We start from the raw sequence: 24,557 nt of genomic DNA on the forward strand, positions 1-24,557 counted from the left end.
TCTAGGATTCCGGAGTGAGAATGAGCGCGCCGGTCTTGTCGACGGTGAGTATCCATCCCGGCGGTACGAACGTTGTTGCTGTCGGCTCCTCGATCACTGCGGCGCCCTTGACGACCGAGCCCGGAGCCAAACTGCCGCGCCAGGCGAATCGACAGGCGATTTTTCCGCCTCCGAAGATGATCTGTCCCTTCTCGATTTCTGCCTCGCTTTTCTCTTCACTCATCTTGGTCAACGAGTTCAGCACTGTTGAGGGCGTCGGCGCTTGCGCGGTCAGACGGAATGTCACGATTTCGATCGGCGCAGCGCGGGATGTCGAGCCGTAGCGGGCCTGGTGAGCTGCGCCGAACACTTCGCGAAGGTAAGCGACGCCTTCGCGATCCAGGCGATCAAGGTCGATCGTCGCCAAGAGCTCGAAGCCCTGCCCCGCATAACGCATTTCGAGCGCATATTCGTAGACGATATCTGCTGCCGCATAGCCGTATCTGATGAACTCCGACTCCGGCTCGCGCTGCATTTGGCGGAATGTGCTTGCGATTGTCCGGGGGCTTTCGCCATCCACGGGCAAGAATCGGGTCTCGCGATAGATTCGCTTGACGTCGGCAACGAGGAGACCCAGTGCGGAGAACAAGCCGGGATAAGGTGGAATCACGACGCGGCGTATCTTTAGTTCGGAAGCAGCGAGCGCGCTGATCATCGGCCCCATGCCCCCGTAGCCGTAGAGCGAATAATCCCTTGGGTCGTGGCCGCGCTGAACCGAAACGAGGCGCATTCCCTGGCTGATATGCGCGGTGCTGATTTCGACCATCGCCTGGGCCATTTCGTCGACGGTCTGGCCGAGCGGTTCAGCAAGCGTCTTCAGCGCCTGGTCGGATTTTTCCGGATGCAATGTCATCCTGCCGCCGAGAAAACGGTGCGGCCGGATCAATCCAAGGCGCACCAGCGCGTCGGTCAAGGCAGGAGCGCTGCCGCCGTGTCCGTAGCATGCCGGGCCCGGCTTTGCGCCCGCCGAGCGGGGCCCGACCTGCAGCATTCCGCCTTCGTCGATCCATCCGATGCTGCCACCGCCTGCGCCTATGTTTGCGATGTCGACGCTGGGCAGACCGACCGGCAGCCCGTCCACTTCCGTCTCGGCGGTGATGCCGGGAACCCCATTCGCAATGAGGCAGATATCCGCGCTCGTTCCGCCTACGTCCAGCGTAATGACGTTGCGATCACCAGTGACGTCCGCCATCCGCGTCGCCCCGATCACGCCGGCCGCCGGCCCCGAATTGAGCATCTCCACGCCCCGGCCATGCGATCCGGAGCTTGGAAGCACACCGCCCGACGATTGCATCACGAACAGACCGCTGCCGGGCGCGCGCTCGCCGAGATGGTCCTCGAGGCGGCGCAGATAACGACCGACCAGCGGCACCAGATAGGCCGCCATCACCGTTGTCGACGCCCGCTCGTACTCGCGGAATGTCGGCAGCACGTCCGACGACAGCACCACGGGTAGATCCGGATAGCGCTTGTTCACGATCCTCCGCACTGTCTGCTCGTGCTCGGGATTCCGGTAGGAGTGCAGCAGGCAGACCGCAAGCGCTTCGGGCTTTTCCTTTTCGATCAACTGGTCGATCGTCCGACACAATTCGTCTTCGTCGAGAGAAAGAACGGCTTGCCCAGAAACGTCCATGCGCTCGGTCAGTTCGACGGAGCGCTTGAGGGGTATCAACGGCTCCGGTTTTTTGCAGGCGATCGCGTAGACGTTCGGACGAAGCTGTCGCTGCAAGACCAAAAGATCGCGGAAGCCGCGGGTCGCCAGAAACGCCGCGCGGCACCCCTTCCGCTCGATGACCGCGTTGGTGGCCACCGTCGATCCGTGAAACAGGTGCGTCAGCTTGGGATGGTTAGGGCCAAGGGACTGTGAAAGACCATCGATCACACCGACCGACGCATCATGAGGGGTTGAGGGCAGTTTGTGCGAACGGACGTCATCGCCTTCAATCCAAATTAGATCGGTAAAGGTACCCCCGACCTCGATCGCCATCTTGATCATCAATGCAAATCCGCACTTCACTGAGTGGACCGCCAAAAGGGGCGGTTCCGGCTGGAATTCGCCTTCCCGGTGGAGTACGACAGAAACCTGAAATTTTAGCAAGAGTGAAAATGAAGCGAGACGAACGAAAAGCGGGCAAGTCAGGGTTAACCCCGCCAGCGGGTCCGAAAAGGCCCAGCCCAAAGGGCAGTCCGGCCCGCAATCCGGCCCTGGCCGGCCTTCTGCGGGAGGCCAGGAAGAGCAAAGATTTGAGCCTCAAGGACGTCGCGGACGCCACTGGACTGTCGATCGGGCTGATCAGTCAGATCGAACGGGGCCTGACCACACCTTCGATGCGATCGCTCAGGCAGATCGCCGATGCTGTCGGCGTCTCCGTGAGCTCCCTCTTCGCCAGGACCGACGCTGAAGATGCGGGCGAGAGCCGTCACATCACGAGAAAGCACATGAGACGCGTGCTAAATCTCGACAGTATCGGCATGCACATGGAAATAATGACACCCGAGGAAGGGACTCCAATACAGGCTTTCGTGGCCTACCTCCTTCCCGGCGGCATGTCAGGAACCGAATTCGACAGCCACATAGGCCAGGAGTTCGGGATCATCATCGATGGCCAGCTCGAGCTTTTCCTCGGCTCCCAAAGATATCTGCTCAATCCTGGCGACAGCTTCAGCTTCAATTCGGAAACGCCCCACCGCTACGTCAATTCCGGCCCCACGATGACCTACATCCACTGGATCATCACGCCGCCTATCTATTGATCCATCCCCCAAAAACCCTTTGCATTGCGACCGCTCGGGCTGATAAATTTCACTTTGGCTAAATATTTGATGCTTGAGGCTTCGCAAGGCGAAAGGGAAAACTGATGGCGAAAATACTTGTTCTGGGTGGCGCCGGCGCCATGGCGAGCGGCACGGTGCGGGACCTCGTCGCACCCTACTCGTCCCGAGCCATCGACTTGATCACAGTGGCCGACTTCGCTGCCGAGCGCGCCAACAAGCTTGTTGCCGAACTTGCGGATCCACGGCTCAGGGGCGTCGAGCTCAATGTCGATGATTCCGGGAAGCTGGCAGCGTTGCTGAAGGAACACGACCTCTGCATCAACGCAGTTCCCACCTTCGCAGGTCATCAGATGGCGATCTTCGAAGCGTGTCTGCGAGCCCGGCGCACTTACGTCGACTACGGTGGAATGGGTGTCTTCACCGTCCAACAGAAGAAGCAACATGACGCGTGGAAGGCGGCCGGCGTCACCGCCGTGTTGGGACTCGGAGCCGATCCGGGTGTCTCCAATATGATCTGCAAGGCAGTGGCTGAGCGGCTGGATACGATTGATCGCATCAATCTCTATTGGGCCGCTACCTTAGTCGGAGAGGAAAATCCGATTCTTGTGCCGCCCTACAGTGTCTCCACCATTCTCGGCGAATATGCCAATCCCTCGATGCAATTCCTCGACGGCTCGTTGAAGGAAGTCGCTCCGCAATCCGGAAAGGAAATACTTCTCCTGCCCGAACCGTGGGGCCGCACCGAATTCATGTATACCCAACACTCTGAACCACTCACCGTACCCTTCGCGGAAGGTATTCGGGAGAAGGGCATTCGCGAATTCACCTGGAAGCTGCATTTGCCGCACCGGGAGCACGAAGCCTGGACAGGATTGATCAAGGCCGGGTTCGGAGCCTTTGATCAACCGATCAAGGTCGGAAACGCCAAGATCACGCCGGCCGAGTTCCTCGAAGCCGTGATCGCGCGCAATATTGCCACCAATCGTCATCGCATTCCTGCACAGCAGAGCCACGAAATTCATCTCGCGATCGGTCACGGCACCAGCGGAGGGAAAAAGACCACGCTGAATTTCGCTGTGATCGGCCACCCGCATCCTTCGTTCGATGGTTTTGTCGATGCCGGCACGTCGATGGGCCTTTCGATCGGCGTACAACTGCTGCTGTCGAAAGAGCGCAAAGCCGGCGTCTGGGGACCGGAAGAGTACTATGACGTTCCCTCCTTTTGGCCGAGTTGCAGCGGCGCCACTTCGAGGTCCACGAAAACATCGACGTCGAACCTGCCGCGTAGCGGCAGGCTCCATTGTTCCTCAAGGGCATTCCTCCAACTCAGCTCACATGGCGCCGGATTGCCTATCCAGACGCCCCTCGGAAACCGGGACAATCGGAAGGCATCGAGATCGAGCGGCGCGATGCCATCGAGAATCAAACCCGAAATGACCTGACCCACGGCGGGCGCCAGCGCGAAGCCGTGACCGTTGAATCCGGCGACCAGGATCAAGTTCTCGAACCCGCAACGCGACATGATCGGAATTAGATCCGGTGTCGCATCGATGCGGTTCCTACCTCATGCTGAGAATGTACTGGACGCGGCAGCGTCTGCTCGCGCGGCCTTGGGGCGCGAGCAGACATCACCACGCGGGACACTTCGGGTCGCAGCCCCCTCCTCATTCGCACGAATGCATATCGTGCCAGGCCTGCCGGAATTTATAGATCGGTATCCAGACCTCAAGCTCGACATGCGCGTCTCCGACAGCGTTGTCGATCTCGTTGAAGGGGCATTCGATGTTGCCGTTCGATATACTGAGCTCAGTGACTCCTCATTCGTGGCGCGGCGGCTCGCCCCTGATCGGCGTGTTGTCGTTGCCTCTCCCGATTATCTTGAACGTCACGGCTACCCCAATCTTCAGCGCGCCAGGACGGATCATCTGGTCGGCACCGGTGCTGTCACGGTGATGGAAATCGCCGCGATAGAGGTTCAAAATCGTAGGTTGGCGCACGTGCAAATGGCGGAGAGAGTGTCAGTCAACCTCCTTTGAAAGACAAAGCATTTTTGACTTCCTGGATCAAAAACCACCGTTTGAGCTACCGCCGGAAAATGGTTTCGCCTTCGACAAAAGCCTGTCCCGCCCAATGGCCCGTCGTCGACAACAGCGCCGTTAAGCGACTGGACTCCGAGTCGCTTTGCCGTGCGTGCCTCCCGACGAGGGCACTCGCTCACGCCGAAGCGATCGGTGCTTCAATCCGGAATTTGACGTAATGAAGGCGGAGCCCCTATCTCGCAAGCCCAGCTACGTCGCGGCCATCGCATTCTCGAGGACGGGAGATCCGTGACGCGACGACTTCAGCAACGCCAGGCTGAATGGCGGGACGCCTCCCAGGAAGCCGTCCCGCAGTTTCGGTCTCTGGTGATCAGAGCTTGCCCTCAGCGACCAGTTCGCGGGTCCGCTTCAACGTGGACAGCAGAGCGGCTTTGTAACCCGTGTCGCTGTCGAACTGCGCCTGCTCGGCCTGTTCTTCTGGGCCGAAAGGCGTCTTGCCGCGCAAGCCGGTGTAGCAATAGAACTTCAACTGCAACGCGCCGGCATCGTCCTCGAAAAGCTCGTTGATGATGGCACCTTCGCGCGGACCGGTGGCCTGGAAGAAGGTGACCTTTTTCTCCGGCTCGAAGGCGATGATCTCGCGCAGATCGTCACCTGCGATCGTGGCTTCACGTACGATGTGCGTCGCGCTCTCTTCCACGACCTCGCAACGGGTGCAGAGGTTGGGCGGAAGAAACAGCCGGGCGTCGCGGGCTTTGAGAACCAGGCCGTTCCACAGCTGCGCGCGGGTTAGCGGTGTCGCGCCTTTCGGATTCACCGGGACGGTGGCGGTCGAATAGATCATGGTCGTGCTTCCTTGTTGTCGTGGTTGAATTTCGCCGCTGCCGTCAGGCAGAGGCTGCGATTTCGGAAACGAAGTCGCGATAGGACCGCAGGGGACGGCCCAACAGCTTAGTCAGACGCTCGACGTCGCCGGCCTCGGGAACCATTCCCTCGGTGAGGAATCGCTCGCTCATCACCCGCATGTCGAAGGCCATCCAGCTCGGCATGAACTGCCTGAGGTTGTTCTCGAAGCCGGCAGTGTCGTCGCCGGGATAGGTAATCGTACGGCCCAGCACCTCCGACCAGATGGCAGCGGCATTGGCGCCCGTCAGCGTGTCGGGACCAACGAGATTGAAGCGTTCGAGCGGAAGCGGCACGGCGGAGTGCTCACGGCGGATGAGTTCGATGGCCGCGATCTCGCCGATGTCGCGGGCGTCGATCATCGCGAGTCCCTTGCTGCCGATCGGCATCGGGTAGATGCCGTATCCGGTCACCAAGTCCTTGATCGTGAGTTCGTTGTTCATGAAGTACGCGGGGCGCAGGATGGTAGCCTTGAAGCCCATCTGCTCGATCATGCGCTCGACGCCGAATTTGCCCGCGAAGTGCGGCACGTTGACGTAGAGGTCGCTGTGGATCACCGAGAGGTAGACAATCCGCTCAATACCGGCTTCGCGGGCAAGGTTGAGCGCGGTCAGGGCCTGGGTGAATTCTTCCGGCACCACGGCATTGAGTAGGAACAGGGTCGAGACCCCTGAGAACGCGCTCCGCAGCGAGTCGACGTCCAGCAGATCGCCCTTCACTACAGTGACGCCCGCCGGGAAGATGGCCTTTGCGGGATCGCGGACGAGCGCGTGGACATCGGCGCCGCGCTTGACGAGTTGTTCGACGACTTGGCGGCCGACATTGCCGGTTGCGCCGGTAACGAGGATGGTCATGAGGATCACTCCGGGTTTGGGGTTAGAAGACACACCCGCAAATTAGTGATCCACATTCGGACCGATAGACGCTATATTTGGACAGACCGTCTCATGGGTGGAACACATGGATTTGCTCGCTCTCGCCGATTTCAACCTGGTCGCCCGTCACGGAGGGTTTGGACGGGCCGGCCGGGCTGCTGGACGACCGAAGGCGACGCTCTCCCGCCGGGTTTCCGAACTGGAAAGCAACCTCGACTTGCGCCTATTCGAGCGAGGAACACGCGCTCTGAAACTTACCGAGGAAGGCCGGGCGCTTTATGAGCGGACAGGTGCATTGCTCGCCGAGCTCGACGAGACGGCGGCGGCGATCGCATCAGGCGGGGAGAAGCCGCGAGGCAGGTTGCGGATCAGCGCGCCCCTGCTGTTCTCGCAAACCGCGATGGGCAAGCTGGCCGCGGCGTTCGCGCTCAAATATCCGGAAGTCCGGCTCGAGGTCACGACGGAAGACCGCGCCGTCGATATGATCGAGGAAGGTTATGACTTGGTTATAAGGGTCAATCCGGATCCGGATGACAGCCTCGTCGGGCGGATATTCCTGCGCGACCGGCTTGTGGTCGTGGCGAGCCCTGCCCTGGCCCGTCCAAAGCCCAATGTCGCCGTTCCGGCCGTGATGCGCGGGACCGGCGATCTGAGCTCCGCCTGGGAAGTGGTGGCGCCACGCGGAAAGTCCCGGATAACAATCGATCCGGTGCTTCGCCTCACATCCATCGTCATGATCCGCGATGCCGTCCGCGCAGGCGTAGGCGCTGCGCGCCTCCCAGTGTCGCTGGTGAGTCACGACCTGACCGCCGGCAAGCTTGTCAGCTGGGGTGATGTCGATGGACCAGAAATCGCCATCTGGACTCTATACCCGTCGCGCCGACTGTTAAGCGCTCGCGTATCCGCGTTCCTGGATTTTCTCAGGCAATCCTTCCCCTCGGGGACGCCCGAGGAACTTGCCGGCTTCATCGATTAGCACAAGCGCTAAACCGCGGCCCGAGAAAAGATGCGACCCAGCCGACAGGGAGACGGACGCGCGCAAAGCGCGCGCCCAGAGGATATGCGGTCATCCGTTGGAGAGGTGCTTGGCCACGTTCTGCAAGCAGACGTCGATGTAACCCTTCCCCTGGGAGTTCACGAACAGAGCCAGAGGAAACCTGGTAAGCCTGTTCTTGGCACGCAGTTGGAATCGAGCCGATCTCCGCGTGTATCCGTTACGGCAGGTTTCGATTGTGTGCCGGAGAGGCCTCGAAGCGTGCCCAGGGCAGGCCGGGCCCGCCGCGGACCGCGCCATCTATGTCGATGCGTACGATAAAGAATCGGAGCCGGCTTGTTCCGAGAAGGGCCTTCGGCGCGGTGGACGCTTTCGCCGCGGAGGTCGCCCCGGCTTGGGCCCGGCCCTGAAGGGCCGAGCTTGCGGCGCGCAAGCGGGTCGAAGAAGACCTTGCGGTCACTTGCCGGCGAAGTTTCCGACGACGTTATGCAAGCAGGTCCTCATATAGCCACTCCACTGCGTCTTCACGAAGAGCGCCAACGGAATTCTGGCCAAACGATTCTTGGCCGCGAAGGAGTACGTCCATTTGACTCTCGTTCCTCCCTTTTCCTCCATGAACCAGAACTGCCCGCGCGCATCGACCATGAGATGCTTCAAGGAAAAGCTCGGATTGCTCACGCGATAGGCAAAATAGGATGCGTGGTCGTAATGCGTCACACTCTCTTCGGCGGTGCTTCCGTCCGCCAGGTGCACAATGCGGTGCGAGCCTACCTGGTCCCATGGGCCGGAAACGTCGGACGTGAATGCTACAGCGGGCACAAGGCCATAGCCGGTGAGGATCTTGGGCAGGACGTCTTCGCCTGCAACGAAATCGAATACGTCTGCGATGGGGCCTGGCAACCAGATTTCTTGCGTCACTTCGACGTTGAGGAAAGCTGCGCGCCGGGACCTGGAATTGCTGACCGATCCGCGGACGGGGATGGCTCGAGACATGTAGTCCTCCTTTGAGTTCACAACCACAGCGGCTGTCTAGAACTACGTAACGAATACCTATTGCCATGATAATCCTGTATGATCCGAATGGGCTGTACGGGAATCTGGACAATGGGCGCGAATTTGGGCGACTTAAATGCATTTCTGGCTGTCGCGCAGTGTCGGGGCTTCCGAGATGCATCCCGCACCGTAGGAGTCAGTCCGACCACGCTCAGCGAGGCGGTGCGCCGGCTTGAGACGAAACTGGGTGTGCGGTTGCTCCATCGCACGACGCGGAGTGTGGCGCCGACTGAGGCTGGACTGCGATTAATGGAGCGGCTCACGCCAGCGCTCCGAGAGGTCGATGCGGCGCTCGATGTCGTCAACGGTTTCCGGGATAAGCCGGCCGGCACGCTGCGGCTTAACGTGCCGGTCAGCGCAGCTCGTCTGGTGCTGCCCGCGATCCTACCTCCTTTTGTCGCTCTCTATCCCGATATACAGCTCGAAATCATCGCCGAAGACAGCTTCGTGGACGTGCTCGCGGCAGGATGCGACGCTGGCATCCGCTACGATGAGCGGCTTGAGCAGGACATGATCGCGGTGCCGATCGGGCCGCGCATCCAGCGTCTGGCGGTCGCCGCTTCCCCCGCCTACTTGGCTCGGCGCGGCGAACCAGTCCACCCCCGTGACCTCCTCCAGCATGCCTGCCTACGCGGGCGCTTCGGCAATGGCACCCTCATGAGCCCATGGGAATTCGGACAGGGAGCGGAGGTCGTCCGCATCGAACCGCAAGGCCCGTTGACCGTAAGCATCGGTGGCGCGATGGACCTTGCCGTCGATATGGCCGTTGCCGGTGTCGGAATCATCGCGCTGTTTGAAGAATGGCTCGACCCGCACCTCAAAAGCGGACGCCTCCTTCCAGTTTTGTCGGATTGGTGGCCATCGTTTCCTGGGCCGTTTCTATATTATTCCGGCCGCCGCCTGGTACCACTGCCACTGCGCGCATTCTTGGATTTCATCAAAACAAAATCGTCTAATCAAGAGGCGCATTAAATAGCGTTAGCGCCTTGTGGCACCGGAACGGATCGAACGGCCATCGCGATTCACTTCTGATATCGATGCGCCATCTCAACGATGCGCCGCCCTGCGGCTACTGCCGCGGCATGCCCTGAGAGAAGTTCAGCCGGATACTGTTCGGATAGGGACCGAACTCGATACCAGGCGTCACGATTACGTCTGCCTGGTGGCGTAGCAACCGAACAAAGTCTTCCAGACTTACTGCGAGGGGGTGTGGCAGTGTAGGAATAGATAACTGCCGGCTTGCGGCTCGCGAGTAGCCAGTTTCCTCTCGCGAAAGACACTAACGAGATCGTTGCGGATTGCCTGATGCTGCTGAATCCGCAGTTCCATCCAGCCCAGGGGGCTCCCAAAACCAGGTGCGGAGCACCGCCGCCGGCGCGTGATCGCCATAGGCGCTCGTTGAAGGCTGTCTGAAAACGGTCATGCCGGACATCGAGTCGCAAACGCCAGGGCGCTCGATATCGGTGAAGACCAAACTGCCAACCTATCGACCTCGACACGTTGAGGTATCCGGCCGGCCAAAGTCGGCGGTTGCGATGAGATAGGCGAAGTCGGTCCCACGTTGCAAAAGTCAGAGAAATCTACGCTCCGCCCGACTGAAAACGTGCGGGTCGCATAAGCTGCGCATAGCAGCGTATTGCAACTGAACCTTGGGTTTCGAAGGTTGAGAGAACTCCGGCGAATGGCTTACATATTCCGCCGAATGATGCGATTTCGCAGAATACCGATGCCTTCCACCTCAAGCTCAACGACATCGCCTGCAGTGAGAAAGCGAGACGTTTCAAGTCCGCACCCCGAACCGACTGTGCCTGAGCCGAGGAACTCTCCGGGATATAGGGTCTCCGAAGCGGAAATATGCTGAATGAGATCCTCGAACTTCCACATCATCGTCGACGAGCTTCCTATCCCCCATTCTTCTCCGTTGACCCTGGCGATCATCGTCAGGTCGTATGGATCGCGGAGTTCGTCATACGTCACGAGGCACGGACCCATGCAATTGCCGGTGTCGAAATCCTTCGACTTCGCGGGTCCAAGCTGGCCAGGCATCTCCTTCGTCTGCGTGTCGCGGGCCGATATGTCGTGGACCGCGGCAGTTTCGGTCCGCGGCTGTTTCGTGGCTCTTGGTCTTCATTTCCCTGCCTGTAGGCCTAGCGAACCCAAGCGCGCGAAATCGTAGTCTGGCGTACAAAATCGCGTAAATGGCGGAGAGAATGGGAGTCAAACTCACGATTTTCAATCATTCCACTTCGAAGAGACTGAAAGCTGCTGAGTAAGCGCTCGCCTGCCTCCGCCAAAGATTTCGAGTCTGAGCCGGGTTCGATTCCGGTCGGCGATTGTGGAGACCGGGATGGCATGGGCCCTGCCTGCTGCCGAGCGCTTGCTGATTTATTTTTGCGAGCTATTGCCGTCCGTCATCTTGTTGGTATTCCTGTTGGTATCCGCAGCAATCGGCGACTAAGAGGCTCGTTGAAAACACTGGTTAAAAAGTGAGTCCAGCCGTCCAATCTGTTGGTATTTTTGTTGGCATCGGGAAATTAAATGATCGCGGCGAATTTCGTTATTCCGAACGACGGAATCGAGCAGATGGCTCGCAGGAGCGATGGCGCGGCGCCAACCCAAAGCAGATCTGATCGACGTCGACTGCCGCGCCGCGCGACCGAAATTCGACATTGGCGACGGACCGCTTGCGCTTTTCGGCTCGCGCACGAAGCTGATGCAGCATTGGGCTGGTCGGATCGACCACTGGCTCGGTCCCAAGAAGGCGATGCCGATCAAGGGAGGCGCGCAGGCTTGAGTCTCCTATCATCAGGCTGGTTGATGTTGTCCAATTCAACTCGCGGCAAGCTCGTGTGATAGTCGTCGACGGTTGTGCATGACGTGCCGGAAAGCGGATCGATTTCGCAGCGCCTTTGCAACGCGTTGCGCTTGGCCGCCTGAGATAAACGCCGCGCGTACATACGCCGTGACCAAGAGACCGTCTGCGATCCTGACTGCTGCCGTCCGAAGGCAAAGGTCACACGTTCGAATCGTGTCGGGTGCGCCAATTTCTCCCTATTTTACAGCGCCATATGCGCGCCCGAACCGAAAATCAAATACTGTCTCATTCGAACGAGTAAGCAATCTCTGGAGAAAATCGTCGCCGAGCGCAAATTGCTTAGCAACTGATTAGTCGTCGGAAGCTCGCTATTCTGAGAACGGCGATCGTTTCTACAAGCGGTTGGATTGGCGCTCGCAGTGGTGGTCGGTCCAGTGCAGAGTGGAGTTCGTGAGATCCAACATCCACCTCAACGGCCGCTTTGCCACAAGCGGCCGTTTGCGCCCGATAGTCCGTTGTACCTTTGCTATCACGCTTGAGATTCAACTCTAATTCACGCGAAGAGCCGCTGCCACGAAGTGAGATATCCATCGCGTGTGAACCGGTTCACATTCACGTCGTTTCCACCGGCATAAGTTGCTCTCATCAGGGGCCAATATGCATCCCACCTGGAACCAGTAGCTTGCGATTAAAGCAATGTCGATCACCCTGAGCCTCGATCATATCGAACGCATTGTTCTGCCGGCTCGGAGATTTCTGTGGCATTGCCACCCGCTGCGACAAGCTCGTCCGCAACTTCCTCGCTGGCGTCGTTATCGCCGCAACCATGACTTGGTGCCTTATGAGCCGGGACCCTGGCGCACCACTCGGAGAACGCGATGCCGCTCCCTAATCTCATCCCTGCCGGTGGGCCGGTTCAAGTCCAGAATACGACGTTTGCTGTCGATGCGCTCGGCCGCTACGTCTGCAATACGTGGGACGAAGCGACCGCGAACGGCGGCGCACCGTTTGACGCGATCGTCGTCGGTGCCGGAATGTACGGGGCGTATTGCGCGGCGAAGATATTCCGTCGGCACCCGGGCAAGCGCGTACTGCTGCTCGACGCGGGACGCTTTCTCGTGTCGGAGCATGTGCAGAATCTCGCTCGGATCGGGCTCAATGTGCCATCGCCGATTCCTCCGTCGAGCGATCCCGGCGTGGCGCGAGAGCTCGTTTGGGGCATTCCTTGGCGCGGCAACGTGGAGTTTCCCGGGCTCGCCTACTGCACCGGCGGCAAGTCGATCTACTGGGGTGGGTGGTGTCCGCGGCTCACCAGCGCCGACCTGCAGGGCTGGCCATCTGCAGCAACGCTGTATCTCAACGCGAACTATCTCAATGTGGAGAGCGAGATCGGCGTCGTCCCGGGAGCTGATTTCATTTTCGGCGACCTGCTCAATGTGGTGCGCAACGAAATCGGTAGCGCGGTTGGACTTGTGCCGAACATCGAAACGACCATCGGAAATAACGGTGTCGAGGTGGCCCCGTTGGCGGTCGAAGGCAGTCCGCCGAGCTCGGGCCTGTTCAGCTTCGACAAGTACAGCAGCCTGCCGCTCTTGGTCGAAGCTATTCGCGACGCCGTCGCATTCTCAGGCGCGAACGACGCGAACCGCCAGCTTTTCCTCGTGCCGGTGGCGCATGTCGTCAAGCTGCACGCCGCCGGCGGCGTGGTGCACATGATCGAGGTGGATGTCGACGGCCAACGCAAGTTTCTGCCCGTCGGCTCGCAGAGCGCCGTGATTCTAGCCGCGAGCGGCATAGAGAGCACGCGGCTCGCGCTGCTTTCCTTTCCGACTTCCTTAATGGGGCGCAATCTGATGGCGCACGTGCGCAGCGACTTCACAGTGCGGGTGCGCAGGTCAGCATTACCTCCTGTGCCGGCTCACGTGCAGACCGCGGCGCTCCTCGTTCGCGGCGTGACAGCCTCCGGCCGCTTCCACATTCAAGTCACGGCCTCCACACACGCGGCCGGCTCCGACGAGCTCCTGTTTCGAATGATTCCCGACCTGGATATCCTCTCGGCGCAACTCGCCAACCAGGATCCGAACTGGATTACGATCACGTTTCGCGGCATCGGTGAGATGCGCGGCGACAAAACGACCGCCATTCCCAACGCTACGACGAGCTGGATGAACCTGAGTCCTTATGAGTCCGATGAATACGGCGTGCCGAGAGCGTATGTCCAGCTCACGCTCAGCGTGGGCGATTTACAGGTATGGCAGGCGATGGACCAGACTGCAATCACACTCGCTCAGAAGATCGCTAAAGCGCCCAGCAATATTGAGTACCTCTACGACGGCGGCTGGCAGACGCAACCCTTTCCGCTCAATCGGCCATTTCCGGAATGGCATCGCGGGCTAGGCACGACCTATCACGAATCCGGGACGCTCTGGATGGGCGATGCGCCGGCGAGCTCGGTGACCAATAGCTTCGGACGGTTCCATCACATTAGCAACGCATACGCTTGCGATCAGTCTTTGTTCCCGACGGTCGGCTCGGTCAACCCAGTGCTGACCGGGTTAACACTTGCGAGGCGGATCGCCGAGCATGTCGCGATATGAATCGCATGAGCAAGATCGCATGGTCGGGTGAAGTTGTCAGCGTGCAGCCGTGCATCGATCGGCTGCGCTCTTTTATTTACGTTCCCGATTACGCTCTCAATTATGGGCTCATTCATGAATGAGCTTACTGGCGATGGCCTTGTTGGTCTGGCCGGTCGCAACCATGCTCAGGACCTTGGAGCTCGCGCAGCGTCAGCCGATGAGTATGACCGGAAGGGCCGCTCGATGCTGCAGTCGAATTCAGCCCTGCTGGTGGCGGGCACAGGCGATGAGGTCGGAGTCGCCGCAGCGCTCGCCGATTGCGGCGACATCGGCTGCAGCGGCGTACGCGGTCGGCGCAACGCTGGCGGTCTCGCGCAAGCGTCTCACCCAGCACGGGTAGACTTAGGATGATTTGCACAGCCGAGATTTTCCGCACGACAAAAGCTCGGACCTTGTTCAACCGCTTCGAAAGTCCGCTTCGCGCCAGCAGCGGCCGTTCACAATCTTTGAATTTACGGGTCGTCGTTCTCCGCTAACTTGCGCTTCGGTGGCACGGCAGATCTGTTGAGAGTAGTTGGAGGCCGCGCGTTCCAGCTGTTACTCGGACCTGACCTGGCGCTCTTCAATTACTTTGCGCAACAAGGGAATTTCGGCCTCAATGATTGCGGTAAGTTCAGTGGGAGTACTAGCCCCAGCCTCTACGCCAAAGGTCATGAAGCGATCGCGCAACTGCGGACTGGCCAGCGTCATACCGATTGCGGCGTTGAGCCTATTGATGATTTTAGCCGGCGTGCCGGCCGGCGCGAGAATCCCGAACCAGGTTTCGACGGAGTATCCTTTCAAGAAGTTTCCGATGGGCGTGGCACCCGGCGCCACGGCGGAGGGCTCAGGCGACGAGACGCCGAGCAGCTTCACTTTGCCGGAACGAATATGCTCGTTCAGTGTGTCGGAAGGGGTCGTCAGCAAGACGTCAACCTCGCCGGCGAAGATCGCCAGCGTCGTCGGTGCCTGGCCGCGGTATGGGACATGGACCATCTGTAGCCCGGCCTGATTGAGAAAGCGCTCGGTGCTCAGATGTCCAAGCGAGCCAGGTCCAGCGGTCGCATACAGCATTGGCTTACTCTGCGCCTTGGCGTAGGCGATCAGGCTGGCTGCGTCGTTCACTGGCACCTTTTCACTCGCAACGAGAACCAGCGGTGCCTTGGAGACAAGCGAGACCGGTGCAAAGCTCTTCAGCGGATCGAAGTCGACGCCCTTCTGCAGCAGTGGGGCGATCGAGATTGGCCCGTTGTTCGCAGCGTGTAGCCATCCGCATCGGCCCGGGCGGCTTCGTTGGCGCCGGTTGTGCCTGCCGCGCCGCCACGATTCACGCGTGAGAAACGGCAAGGTCCTGGGCCACACGGACGAGCTGGGCCGAGTAGCCCCACTCGTTGTCGTACCAGCTGAAGAGCTTGACGAGATCGCCGTCGACGACCTGGGTGAGCGTCAGGTCGACGATCGCTGCTCGGGGATCGCCGATCACGTCGCTCGACACCAACTCGTCATCTGAGACGCCAAGCACGCCGTGGTAGCGTTCGCTCACCGCCTCTTCGCGGAAAACGGCGTTTATGGCCTCGACTGTCGTGGGAGCCACCACGAGGCAGGTAATGTCGGCGATCGAACCGACGGGCACCGGAGCGCGGATGGCGACGCCATCGAACCGGCCCGCAAGCTCCGGCAGCGCCTTTGTCGTTGCGCGCGCTGCGCCCGTGGTCGAAGGCACCAGGTTCGCGGCCGCCGCACGTCCGCGGCGGCGATCAGCGAGCGGACCGTCGACAAGCGCCTGGCCGGCGGTGTAGGCGTGAACAGTCGTCATCGTCGCCTTGCGCACCCCGACGCGCCGATTCAGGATTTCCATCACTGGCGTGATCGCGTTCGTCGTGCAACTCGCGCAGCTGACGATCCGTTTGCCGGCGGCGGTATTGACGCCGTGCGCGAGCGTCGGCACGTCGCCGTCGCGCACTGGAGCCGAGAGGATGACGAAGCCCGCTCCCGCCGCGAGATGCCGCTCAAGATCGGCAGCATTCGTGAACCGGCCGGTGCACTCGAAAACCAACTCGACACCGAGCTCGTCCCACGGCAGCTGCTGGGGATCCCGCTCTCGAAGTATCCGCGACGTGCGGCCGTCGACAATCATGCGGTCGCCCGCGACCTCCACGTCTCGGCCGTAACGGCCGCGCACAGTGTCGTACTTAAGCGAGTACGCAAGATCGTCAGCGGACGCGATGTCGTTGACGGCGATGACATCAAAGCCTCCCGCGTCGAGGAGCTGCTTGAACAGCGTCCTTCCGATACGGCCGAAGCCGTTGATCGCGACCTTCATGACATTCTCCTCTTCATCCTGCTGCTAGCACCAAGCGCGCAGCTGAGATCGGCCGAGGCGGCTACTGGAGTCGGGGCGGGCTACCGCTGTCGGTTGCGCGCACCGCCGTCGATCATTGGCCCCTCTCGCCCGTGCGGGTGCAATGCTACCAGACCTGCCCTTGGCGTACGTCGCCGCGATTATGGGCGTCGCGGAGCCAAGCAGCATCGCGATTGAGAGCATCATACGCAAGGCTATGCCCGGCTCCCGTCTGAGCAAGGCAGCCTGTCACAAGAAGGGGTCGAATTCCACCCCAACCAGGACCTCGGCGGCACGTCCAAATGAATCGCATATCGGTTTGGGACCATCTCGCCTTCGGAAACTCACCACAAGCAAAGACTGTCACGTGAGCACGAAATCACCATCTGCCGCCCGACTCAGAGGGTACCGATGGTGCGCGGGAGACGACCGGCGATCGCGAGGGCTCTATAGCACTGCTCCTTCCGCAGGCGACTTGCGGCTGCGCTGGATGGGCGCTGGAAGTGGCACAGCCTGTCGGAATGATTGCTTCGGCGGCCCTGATCGACGAGGCCGCTGGCAACGAGTTCTTCGCTTCGTCCGCAATCCGGCTCTTCACCGATGTCGTGCCCACGTCATCAGCGGACGTCCCGTCGCCGTTCGGTGGGAGCACTTCGGCAACCGAGTAAGCCGTGACCAGATTAGTCAGCCGCAATTCTGCAGGCGACAATTCGTAGAGGTCCGTCCAGGGCGGTACGCTCAGCGAGAGCGACAGGAGATCGCCTCCGCCGCCCATCTCGAATGTGTATTTAGCGAGGCGTCCAATGTCGCGCTCCAGGATCATGATATCGTGCGCGCTGTAGCTCGCAGCCATGGCATCATGGGCGCGATCGCCGAACCAGATCTGGTGCACCCGCACATGTGCGCCATCAGGCACGTAACGCACCTTGCCCGAAAGGAGCAGAAACACACACATGGATTCGCAATATGCCTGGGACGCGATGTAGGCATGACGTCCGTTCGCTTGGATGCTTGCGCCAACTGTCGTCAGCATTCCAAGACTGCGCCAGCGCCGCCCCAGCGCGATGGCATCATTCACCGATCCGCCGCTGGAATTAAGCACGATGGTCGCGCCGACGAGCTGATGCTCGCGCGCAAATGCATCGAACTCATTCGGTGTGTCCGCCGTGACGACGCCGACGGCGGCGACCCAGCCGCGGCAATTCGGTTGACATGCGACCCAAGTGAATCGCATCGGCAATTTGCGTTCCTCAAGGGTCGAAACTGCGTGCGCTTCAGCGCCGGACGCGATGGGGAGGTGAACCGAGCTCGATGCCCGTTCTGACGTTAGATTAGTTAGCATAAAGGGGGCCGCGGCAATCCCAAGAAACAGAACAAGCGCGGTCGCTACGTACAGTGCACGCTTTATCGTCAATGCAAATCGAGCGGTTTCCATGTTCAGAGCTACCAATACTACTTTCACAAGCCAACCACTTTGCTGGCGGATGATGATGTTGGTGACACAAAGCGTGCGATCGGCGTCATCGATCGTGAAGGACGCGAAGCGGTGTCTTCTGAACAGCATGGCCGCCCCTTCTAACGGGCACAGCTGCCTGCACCCACGCGAACCGTGCGTTCACGATCAAAATACGTGCGAAGGTCACCATAAGCATCAAGTTCGTCACTGTAGAATTCCTTTCTGTGAATGCGTTGTGTCGTTTGTAGGTTATTAGGCAAACGGCAGATTGGCCTTGATGCCGAGGACTAGTATTATGACCAGACGCTGGCGTCACCAATCGGCAAACCGTCGATGCCAGCGCCTGCGCGCGATACGACCGGTACTGACTTGGCCTTCCTCGCGAGATAACAGGCGTGGTCGCAGTAGAACTGTCGAGAAAACACTTCATGCAGATAACCGAAACCGATCGGCGTGGAGCACGTCGCACATGTCGATGCCCGAGCGGCCCTATCATTCACCAATACGAATTTCATGGCTGTCCTCCGCTGTTCTCTGTGCAAGTCACAAACGTCTTAGCAGCCGCACTCTGCACTCAAGCCTGGGGTGTTGGCTCGTTAGGCGTTGTTAGACGTTGCGAGCAAGTAACCGCGTTACGCCAGTTCACCTATCGATAAAGTGATGATATGATGCATATCATTGTATTGATCGGCGTAGCGCCCCGACTATTTCAGAGGGCGGATCAATTCCAATTAGGGAGATTTCAGTGACGAAACACACCGAAGGGGCAATCTGGTACCATCGCTATGAATTCGTGCACGGCGACGATGCCGACTTCATCGCCTATCAACGGCATCTAGGCGATGGCGCTTGGCAGACGTTCTCAACATGGATGATCCCGCGCGTGGACTTTAACTAGTTGGATCCTGCGCCGACAAGCTGCTAACGCCGGTGCGTCTTGGACGATTGCATCAAGGCAATGGTAGCTTGCAATCATCGGCGAAGTTAAGGTCACACTGGGACGCAGAGATCAGCTCTTACCCTTGCATCGACCGCAGCGGTTCGCATGGCGAACGGCCAGGCGGACAGTTCATCCTCGTCAGCGCTGATCATGAGCGCGTAGGAGCGCGTTGTGTCGAGCAATCGATAGCGCATTACGGCGCCGATCGGGTGGGTCGCGACCATCGACTTGGCGACCAGACTGTCAATTGCGCCAAAAACTACCGATTCATCCAACGTCGCGCTGGTCGCAGCCGCGAGAGCGGCGTCGAGCGTAAAGTTCCCAACGAGTACGGCGAGCCGACGAAGCACCGTGCGCTCCAGTTCGGAAAGCAACGCGTAGCTCCAATCCAGCGTGGCCTGCAGGGTCTTTTGGCGCGGCGTCGCTCTACGCGGGCCGGGCCACAGCAGCGGCGGGCGCAGGTTGAGCAGGGCGGCAGTCTGCGCCAGGCCGTAGGATTCGACATGCCTGGCTGCCAGCTCGATTGCCAGCGCCATCCCGTCGAGCTTCCGGCAGATACCCGCCACAATAGTCGCTTCCGGGTCGCTAAAGTCAGGGTGCGCGCCGCTCGCCACCGCCCGCTCTACGAATAACCGAGTCGCAGGAAATGTAAGAAGTGCAGCGGCCGTAAGCCCCTGATCCTCCGGTGGACAGGCAAGAGAGTCCAGTCGGTAGACATGTTCATCCTTGACCTGAAGAACCTCTCGGCTTGTCGCGAGGAGGTGTACTTGCGGCGCTGCTGTGAAGATTAGTGACGTCAGTTCCGCGACCGTCTCGATGAGATGTTCGCAAGTGTCGAGAATCAGCAAAAGTCGCTTGTCCCGCAGACAAGCGAGCAGGTTCGGCGTCGCGTCCTCGGATTCGACAGACAGGCCCAGCGTCGACGCTATGGCCGAGGCGACGAGCTTGGGATCGTTTAGCATGCCAAGATCGACGAAGACCACGGCACCCGTGAATTCATCGAGCAGATGATGCCCAACCGCTAGGGCGACCGTCGTCTTGCCGACGCCACCGGCGCCAACGATTGTGACAAAGCGCGTTGCGTTCAGCCGGTTTGATAGTTTGAGAACATCATCATCGCGTCCGATCATCCGGATAGATCGGCTCGCCAGGTTGGCGTGCGGGAAGCCTGCTGCGACCTCTGCAACTGCCTGGCTTCGTTTGCTCGACCGCGAGACCGGAGCCACGAAGCAGTAGCCTCGCCCAGACGATGTCGAGATGTATCTGGCACCGTCCCTTCCATCACCGAGCGCCTTACGGATACTCGCGACGTGAAACCGCAGGCTGCCTTCTTCTACCGTGATGCCAGGCCAGACCTCAGCCATCAAATCGCTTTTACTAATGACTTCGTTAGGACGCGACAGCAGTGTCACCAAGAGGTCATAGGCCCGCCCGCTGAGTTCTACGGGCTCGCCATCCTTTGTCAGCAGTCTCTCGCTCGCGACCAAGCTAAAAGAACCGAACGATATGACCTCTTTGGTCTGCGCTATCCCCGTCGTCATCGGCGTGCTCCAATTCATTAGCCGTCACTGTCACTCATGGATCTCCAACAAGTCTGCTGCGCGTTAAATCTTTCATTCAAGAATGGATCGGAGAAGGGCGTTAGTCTGCGCAATAGCGCCTCGGGCCGCAGGAGTGTCGGCCAATGCGTTGAGCATGACGAAATCGTGAATGGTGCCGTTGTATCTCGTGGAGGTGACACGTACGCCCGCGCAGACCAATTTGCGCGCGTAGCACTCGCCTTCATCACGGAGCACGTCGTTCTCGGCGACTATGATGAGCGCATCCGGAAGACCCGCCAGCTGATCAATCGAGGCGTTGAGTGGTGCAGCGGTGATCTGCTTACGCGCGGCGACGTCCGGAAGATAGGCGTTCCAGAACGATTCCATGGCTTGCTTGGTCAGCCACGGACCATTTGCGAACAAGGCGTAGGACTCGGTGTCGAACATTAAGCTGAGAGCGGGATAGAACAGCACCTGCACGTCTATCTTGGGACCACGCCGCTCCTTCGCCATGAGAGTGACAGCGGCGGCCATGTTGCCGCCGACGCCGTCGCCAACGATGGCGAGGCGCGTGGGATCGATTCCAAGTTGCCTGGCATGTTCTACCAAGTATTTGGTGACGGCATAGACTTGTTCGATTGCTACGGGATATTTGGCCTCCGGCGAGCGATCGTAATCTACGAAAAACAACGCAACGTGCGCACCGACCGCGATTTCGCGAATCAAGCGGTCGTGCGTTTCCCTGTCACCGAAAATCCAGCCGCCGCCATGGACATATATCAATGCGGGTAGCGCATCACTTGCTCTCTCCGGTCGAACGATCCGAACAGGCACCGGTCCGGTGGGGCCGGTAGGCACAACCATATCCTGCAAATGCGCGGCCGGCTTGCCGATGATGCCTGATTGGGTATCCGTCAGAATGCGTCGTGCGTCTTTGGGAGACAGTTCGCGCATAATCGGGCCGTCAGCTATCGCCTCGACAAACTGCTGTGTCAGGGGCTCAAGCAACGGTTCGTTGGGGATATTTGCTGGTGCGGCTTTCTCTGGCATCGAGATCCATCCGAAAAGTAGCGCTCGCCAGTCTTCATGAGCGCTCCCGCGAGAAAATCCCAACCAAACGTTGTGAATTCTCGCAAAAATCCCGGAGGGAGACGTGAAATCGCCCCACGAAGCATTGTGAATTTTCGTGAAATTTCCACGGGGACGTGAAACGGTCTGCTCTGACCAAGTCCGAGCTAACGTTGTCCCGAGAGTTCATCCAGTAGAACCTTCGCGGCCCTAAGATCGTTGGTTTCGTACCCTTCGGTGAAGCGGCTATAGATCGGCGCGAGCAGCTCGTACGCTTCGCCGATCCTCCCCTGATCCTGCCGCAGTCGCGCTAGGCTAGTTGTGGTGCGTAGCTCCCACGCGAGGGCCTCCTGCGTTCGGGCTAGCTCGATCGACTCTAGAAAGTCCTCCTCGGCCTTGCCCGCGGTGTGACTAGCATCCCGCTGCAAAACGACTACACCCCTGATCCGCAACAGCTCCGGGCTACACCAGCGCTCCGCGCTCTGCTCACTTCGTACGATCGCTTCATCGATCGTTGCCTTTGCCAGTAGGGCGTCTCCGGTGACCGCCAACCCCTCGGCCAGCGCGCCCAGGAACGTCGTGAGATACTGGACGAATCTGGCTCGGCGCAGCTCGTCTATACCAGCTTTAAGCTGCTGCAATCCGGCAGCGCCGCGCTTGACGTGCAGTTCTCCTTCGAAACAGCGGCCGTAAGCGCGCCAAATATCGAGCTCATCGCTGGCAGTTTGATCGAGCAGCATCTTTGTGTAGCGCTCCGCGGCCAACAGATCGCCAGCCATGAGCGCAACCGGACACGCTGCTTGAGCAAGCGCGTTGCAGAGCGAAAGCCTGTGATTGATCGAAAGAGCCTCGCCGACATTAATCTCGACACAGCGTAACGCCTGATTCGCAAACCCTTGCAGCCATAGTACTCGCGCGAGCGTGATGCGTGCTGTCACCCGTTGGTCGAATTGGAAGCGCACCGCATGTGAGCGACGGACCGGGGTAACGTAGCTCGCAAGCATCCGCTCAATGTGCTGTCGCGCACTCGATTGTCTACCCAGGAAATGCAGCGTCGCACCTGTCAATCGGTCACCGAGCAATCGATCATTCATATCCGCGGTCTTGTCGGCAACGGAAGAAAAACGCTTCGCGATGGTCAGAGCTTCGCCAAACTCTCCCCGATTAACTCGCGAAGCCCACATTCCCCAGAGCGCTCGTAAGCGGTAGTCAGTATCGTCCAGCCCCTCCGCGATTTCGGAAGCAGTCGTCCACGCCACTTCCGTGTCTCGGGCCGATGCCGTTGTGTACATCTGCGACCAGGCAACCGCAGCATAGAGTTGCATCCGGCGGCGGTCATCCTTCGTCGTACTTTCCCCGAGTGTGGCTAGCGCACGTTCGGCGCGCGCGCGGCATTCCTCCATCAGCGACATCTCGAACCAAAGGGGCGACGCGGCGACCGTCAGCTCTACACCGAGGCCAACATCACCGCTTGGCGAAAAGGCCCAGTCTAGCGCGTTGCGAAGATCGTCGATCTGCGGAGCATAGGCGGACAACCATTCGGTCGTGGGCCATGTATCCCACTCTGCATGGGCACGCTCGAATCGATCGAGTAGGTAAAGCGCGTGTCGTCTTCTCACAGCTTGCGTTTCTTCGTCAGTCAACCTATTCAGCGCGTAGGCTCGTGCTGTATCTGTTAGGCGATAGAATACGTTCGCGCCTCCCACATCCGCGATGACCAGTGACTTCTCGACAAGATCGGCAATGACATCGTCTACCTCGGACGCGATAGTTGTGCCGTCTCCAGCAATGGCGGTTGCAGCGTCCATCGTAAAGCGTCCAGCAAATACTCCCAGCCGGCGCATGACGACGCGTTCGGTTTCGGAGAGCAGTTCATAGCTCCAATCGAACGCTGCACGAAGCGTCTGATGCCGTGGCAGGGCGGTCCGCCGGCCGCGTGACAACAGATGAAATCGATCATCCAGGCGACTGGCCACTCCGCGAACGCCAAAGGCGTCAACGCGACACGCGGCAAGTTCGATTGCTAGTGCGATTCCGTCGAGCCGACGGCAAATCTGCGCGACAACTGGGATATCTTCGTCCTTGAGTTCGTATCCGCCGCTTGCTGCCGCCCGCTCGACAAAGAGTTGTACCGCCGGGTAGCTAAGCGCTTCCGTGACTGTTAATCCTGGTTCGGTAGGGGCGGTTTCCAGTGGCGGGAGGCGCTGCACGCGCTCATCTTCGGCACGCAAAGGTTCTCGACTGGTGGCAAGGACGTGAATACCCGGTGCTCCTTTCAATAGTTCTTCCGCCAACGCTGCGGCTGCCAGCAGGACATGCTCGCAGTTGTCGAACAGGAGCAGCATCTGCTTGTCTTTCAGAAAGGAGGTCAGTGCGGGATATGGATTCTCTGAGCGGACGGCGACACCAAGCACTGCGGCGAGTGCGCTCGGCACAAGCTGGGGATCGCTGAGGGGAGCAAGGTCAACAAGCCGTCCACCGTCTTTGTAAGTGGCAATCAGCTTGTCGGCGACCGCCAGAGCAACTGTCGTCTTGCCGATTCCGCCTGGTCCGACAATCGTGACGAAGCGGCCTCGCTTCAATCGACTGCTTACCATTGCAACGATATCGTCGCGGCCGATCGGCCGGGTGAGGCGGTCAGGAAAGTTGTGCCCCTTAGGGCCGGCGGCGGTGAATGGCTCGGCCGCATCGCTCGTGGACCGTGCTACCGCCGCAACGAAGCGATACCCCCGACCGGGCACCGTGACGATGTAGTTTTCGCCCGTGCCACCCTCCGCGAGTGCGCGCCGCACAGCATTGATTTGAGCTCGAAGATTCGATTCTTCGACGGTGAGGCCAGACCACACGCGAGCAATGAGTACATCTTTGTCGACTACTTCGCCGGCGCGCTCAACCAACGCAACGAGAATTTCAAAGGCTCGACTTCCGAGCGGAACTGGATTGTCGCCTTGAAGCAGTAGTTGCTGCCGTGGGGAAAGGCGGAACGGGCCAAATGAGAACGTAAGCGCGCTTACGTGATTGCGTCCGTCACTTTCCGTGACGGATGCAGAAGGATGATCACGGTCGCCTCTGCTAGGTGCCATCGTTGGCTCGCCCCTTT

At 59.7% G+C, this 24,557-nt stretch carries 18 protein-coding genes and 1 pseudogene; 8 read left to right on the top strand and 11 right to left on the bottom strand.

The annotated features are described in order from the left end of the window. Position 1: 1 nt before the first annotated feature. Entirely contained in the window at positions 2-2,035 is a 2,034-nt protein-coding gene (locus RX328_RS39800; RefSeq protein WP_213246678.1) for a hydantoinase/oxoprolinase family protein, read from the bottom strand. A gap of 110 nt (positions 2,036-2,145) precedes the next feature. Here RX328_RS39800 and RX328_RS39805 point away from each other — a divergent pair, with 110 nt between their 5' ends. The 3 genes and pseudogenes from RX328_RS39805 to RX328_RS39815 form a co-directional block, all read left to right on the top strand. Beyond that, entirely contained in the window at positions 2,146-2,793 is a 648-nt protein-coding gene (locus RX328_RS39805) for a helix-turn-helix domain-containing protein (protein ID WP_213246677.1), read from the top strand. 104 nt (positions 2,794-2,897) lie between these two features. Next, positions 2,898-4,256, top strand: coding sequence for a saccharopine dehydrogenase family protein (locus RX328_RS39810; protein ID WP_213246676.1), 1,359 nt, complete (start codon positions 2,898-2,900; stop codon positions 4,254-4,256). 234 nt (positions 4,257-4,490) lie between these two features. Beyond that, positions 4,491-4,688 (top strand): annotated as a pseudogene (locus RX328_RS39815) (LysR substrate-binding domain-containing protein); the annotation flags it as partial. A gap of 535 nt (positions 4,689-5,223) precedes the next feature. Here RX328_RS39815 and RX328_RS39820 read toward each other — a convergent pair. Both RX328_RS39820 and RX328_RS39825 read right to left on the bottom strand, forming a co-directional pair. Then, on the bottom strand, positions 5,224-5,697 hold the full coding sequence (locus tag RX328_RS39820) for an SRPBCC family protein (protein ID WP_213246675.1): 474 nt from the start codon (positions 5,695-5,697) through the stop codon (positions 5,224-5,226). Between the two features lie 43 nt (positions 5,698-5,740). Continuing rightward, the gene (locus tag RX328_RS39825; protein WP_213246674.1) at positions 5,741-6,610 is read right to left on the bottom strand and encodes an SDR family oxidoreductase; all 870 of its coding nucleotides are present in this window, start codon (positions 6,608-6,610) and stop codon (positions 5,741-5,743) included. Between the two features lie 106 nt (positions 6,611-6,716). Here RX328_RS39825 and RX328_RS39830 point away from each other — a divergent pair, with 106 nt between their 5' ends. Next, positions 6,717-7,607 carry a LysR family transcriptional regulator gene (locus RX328_RS39830; protein WP_213246672.1) on the top strand — a complete coding sequence of 297 codons (891 nt, stop codon included), beginning with the start codon at positions 6,717-6,719 and terminating at the stop codon, positions 7,605-7,607. 474 nt (positions 7,608-8,081) lie between these two features. Here the strand turns inward: RX328_RS39830 and RX328_RS39835 are convergent, their stop codons facing one another. Continuing rightward, positions 8,082-8,543, bottom strand: a complete 462-nt coding sequence (locus tag RX328_RS39835) for an SRPBCC family protein (protein ID WP_317258586.1) — start codon at positions 8,541-8,543, stop codon at positions 8,082-8,084. Positions 8,544-8,729: 186 nt separating this feature from the next. Here RX328_RS39835 and RX328_RS39840 point away from each other — a divergent pair, with 186 nt between their 5' ends. Then, positions 8,730-9,650 (top strand): LysR family transcriptional regulator, encoded by a 921-nt coding sequence (locus RX328_RS39840; RefSeq protein WP_213246668.1) that lies wholly within the window; start codon positions 8,730-8,732, stop codon positions 9,648-9,650. A 714-nt stretch (positions 9,651-10,364) separates the two neighbouring features. On the opposite strand, the gene RX328_RS39845 is transcribed toward RX328_RS39840, so the two are convergent. Then, entirely contained in the window at positions 10,365-10,724 is a 360-nt protein-coding gene (locus RX328_RS39845) for a fumarylacetoacetate hydrolase family protein (protein ID WP_213246666.1), read from the bottom strand. Positions 10,725-11,277: 553 nt separating this feature from the next. On the opposite strand from RX328_RS39845, the gene RX328_RS39850 reads away from it, so the two are divergent. Beyond that, entirely contained in the window at positions 11,278-11,472 is a 195-nt protein-coding gene (locus tag RX328_RS39850) for a hypothetical protein (RefSeq protein WP_213247124.1), read from the top strand. A gap of 899 nt (positions 11,473-12,371) precedes the next feature. Then, entirely contained in the window at positions 12,372-14,090 is a 1,719-nt protein-coding gene (locus RX328_RS39855) for a GMC oxidoreductase (RefSeq protein WP_213246664.1), read from the top strand. Between the two features lie 579 nt (positions 14,091-14,669). On the opposite strand, the gene RX328_RS39860 is transcribed toward RX328_RS39855, so the two are convergent. The 3 genes from RX328_RS39860 to RX328_RS39870 all read right to left on the bottom strand — a co-directional run bounded on the left by RX328_RS39860 (position 14,670) and on the right by RX328_RS39870 (position 17,794). Beyond that, positions 14,670-15,473, bottom strand: coding sequence for a Bug family tripartite tricarboxylate transporter substrate binding protein (locus RX328_RS39860; protein WP_312017937.1), 804 nt, complete (start codon positions 15,471-15,473; stop codon positions 14,670-14,672). Then, positions 15,439-16,434, bottom strand: a complete 996-nt coding sequence (locus RX328_RS39865) for a type I glyceraldehyde-3-phosphate dehydrogenase (protein WP_213246660.1) — start codon at positions 16,432-16,434, stop codon at positions 15,439-15,441. Before RX328_RS39865 ends, RX328_RS39860 begins: the two co-directional genes overlap by 35 nt. Before the next feature lie 397 nt (positions 16,435-16,831). Then, positions 16,832-17,794: a hypothetical protein gene (locus RX328_RS39870; RefSeq protein WP_409410722.1), complete on the bottom strand. Its 963-nt coding sequence runs from the start codon at positions 17,792-17,794 to the stop codon at positions 16,832-16,834. 859 nt (positions 17,795-18,653) lie between these two features. Between RX328_RS39870 and RX328_RS39875 the strand changes: the two genes are divergently transcribed. Beyond that, entirely contained in the window at positions 18,654-18,806 is a 153-nt protein-coding gene (locus RX328_RS39875; protein ID WP_213246658.1) for a hypothetical protein, read from the top strand. A 92-nt stretch (positions 18,807-18,898) separates the two neighbouring features. Here RX328_RS39875 and RX328_RS39880 read toward each other — a convergent pair whose 3' ends face one another. From RX328_RS39880 to RX328_RS39890, 3 genes are all read right to left on the bottom strand, one after another. Continuing rightward, positions 18,899-20,389, bottom strand: a complete 1,491-nt coding sequence (locus RX328_RS39880; RefSeq protein ID WP_213246656.1) for an ATP-binding protein — start codon at positions 20,387-20,389, stop codon at positions 18,899-18,901. A gap of 72 nt (positions 20,390-20,461) precedes the next feature. After that, complete coding sequence (locus RX328_RS39885) at positions 20,462-21,439, bottom strand: alpha/beta hydrolase (RefSeq protein ID WP_213246655.1); 978 nt, start codon at positions 21,437-21,439, stop codon at positions 20,462-20,464. A 185-nt stretch (positions 21,440-21,624) separates the two neighbouring features. After that, positions 21,625-24,540, bottom strand: a complete 2,916-nt coding sequence (locus tag RX328_RS39890) for an ATP-binding protein (protein WP_213246653.1) — start codon at positions 24,538-24,540, stop codon at positions 21,625-21,627. Positions 24,541-24,557: the final 17 nt, after the last annotated feature.

The sequence above is a fragment of the Bradyrhizobium sp. sBnM-33 genome (genome assembly GCF_032917945.1).
Classification (GTDB): Bacteria; Pseudomonadota; Alphaproteobacteria; order Rhizobiales; family Xanthobacteraceae; genus Bradyrhizobium.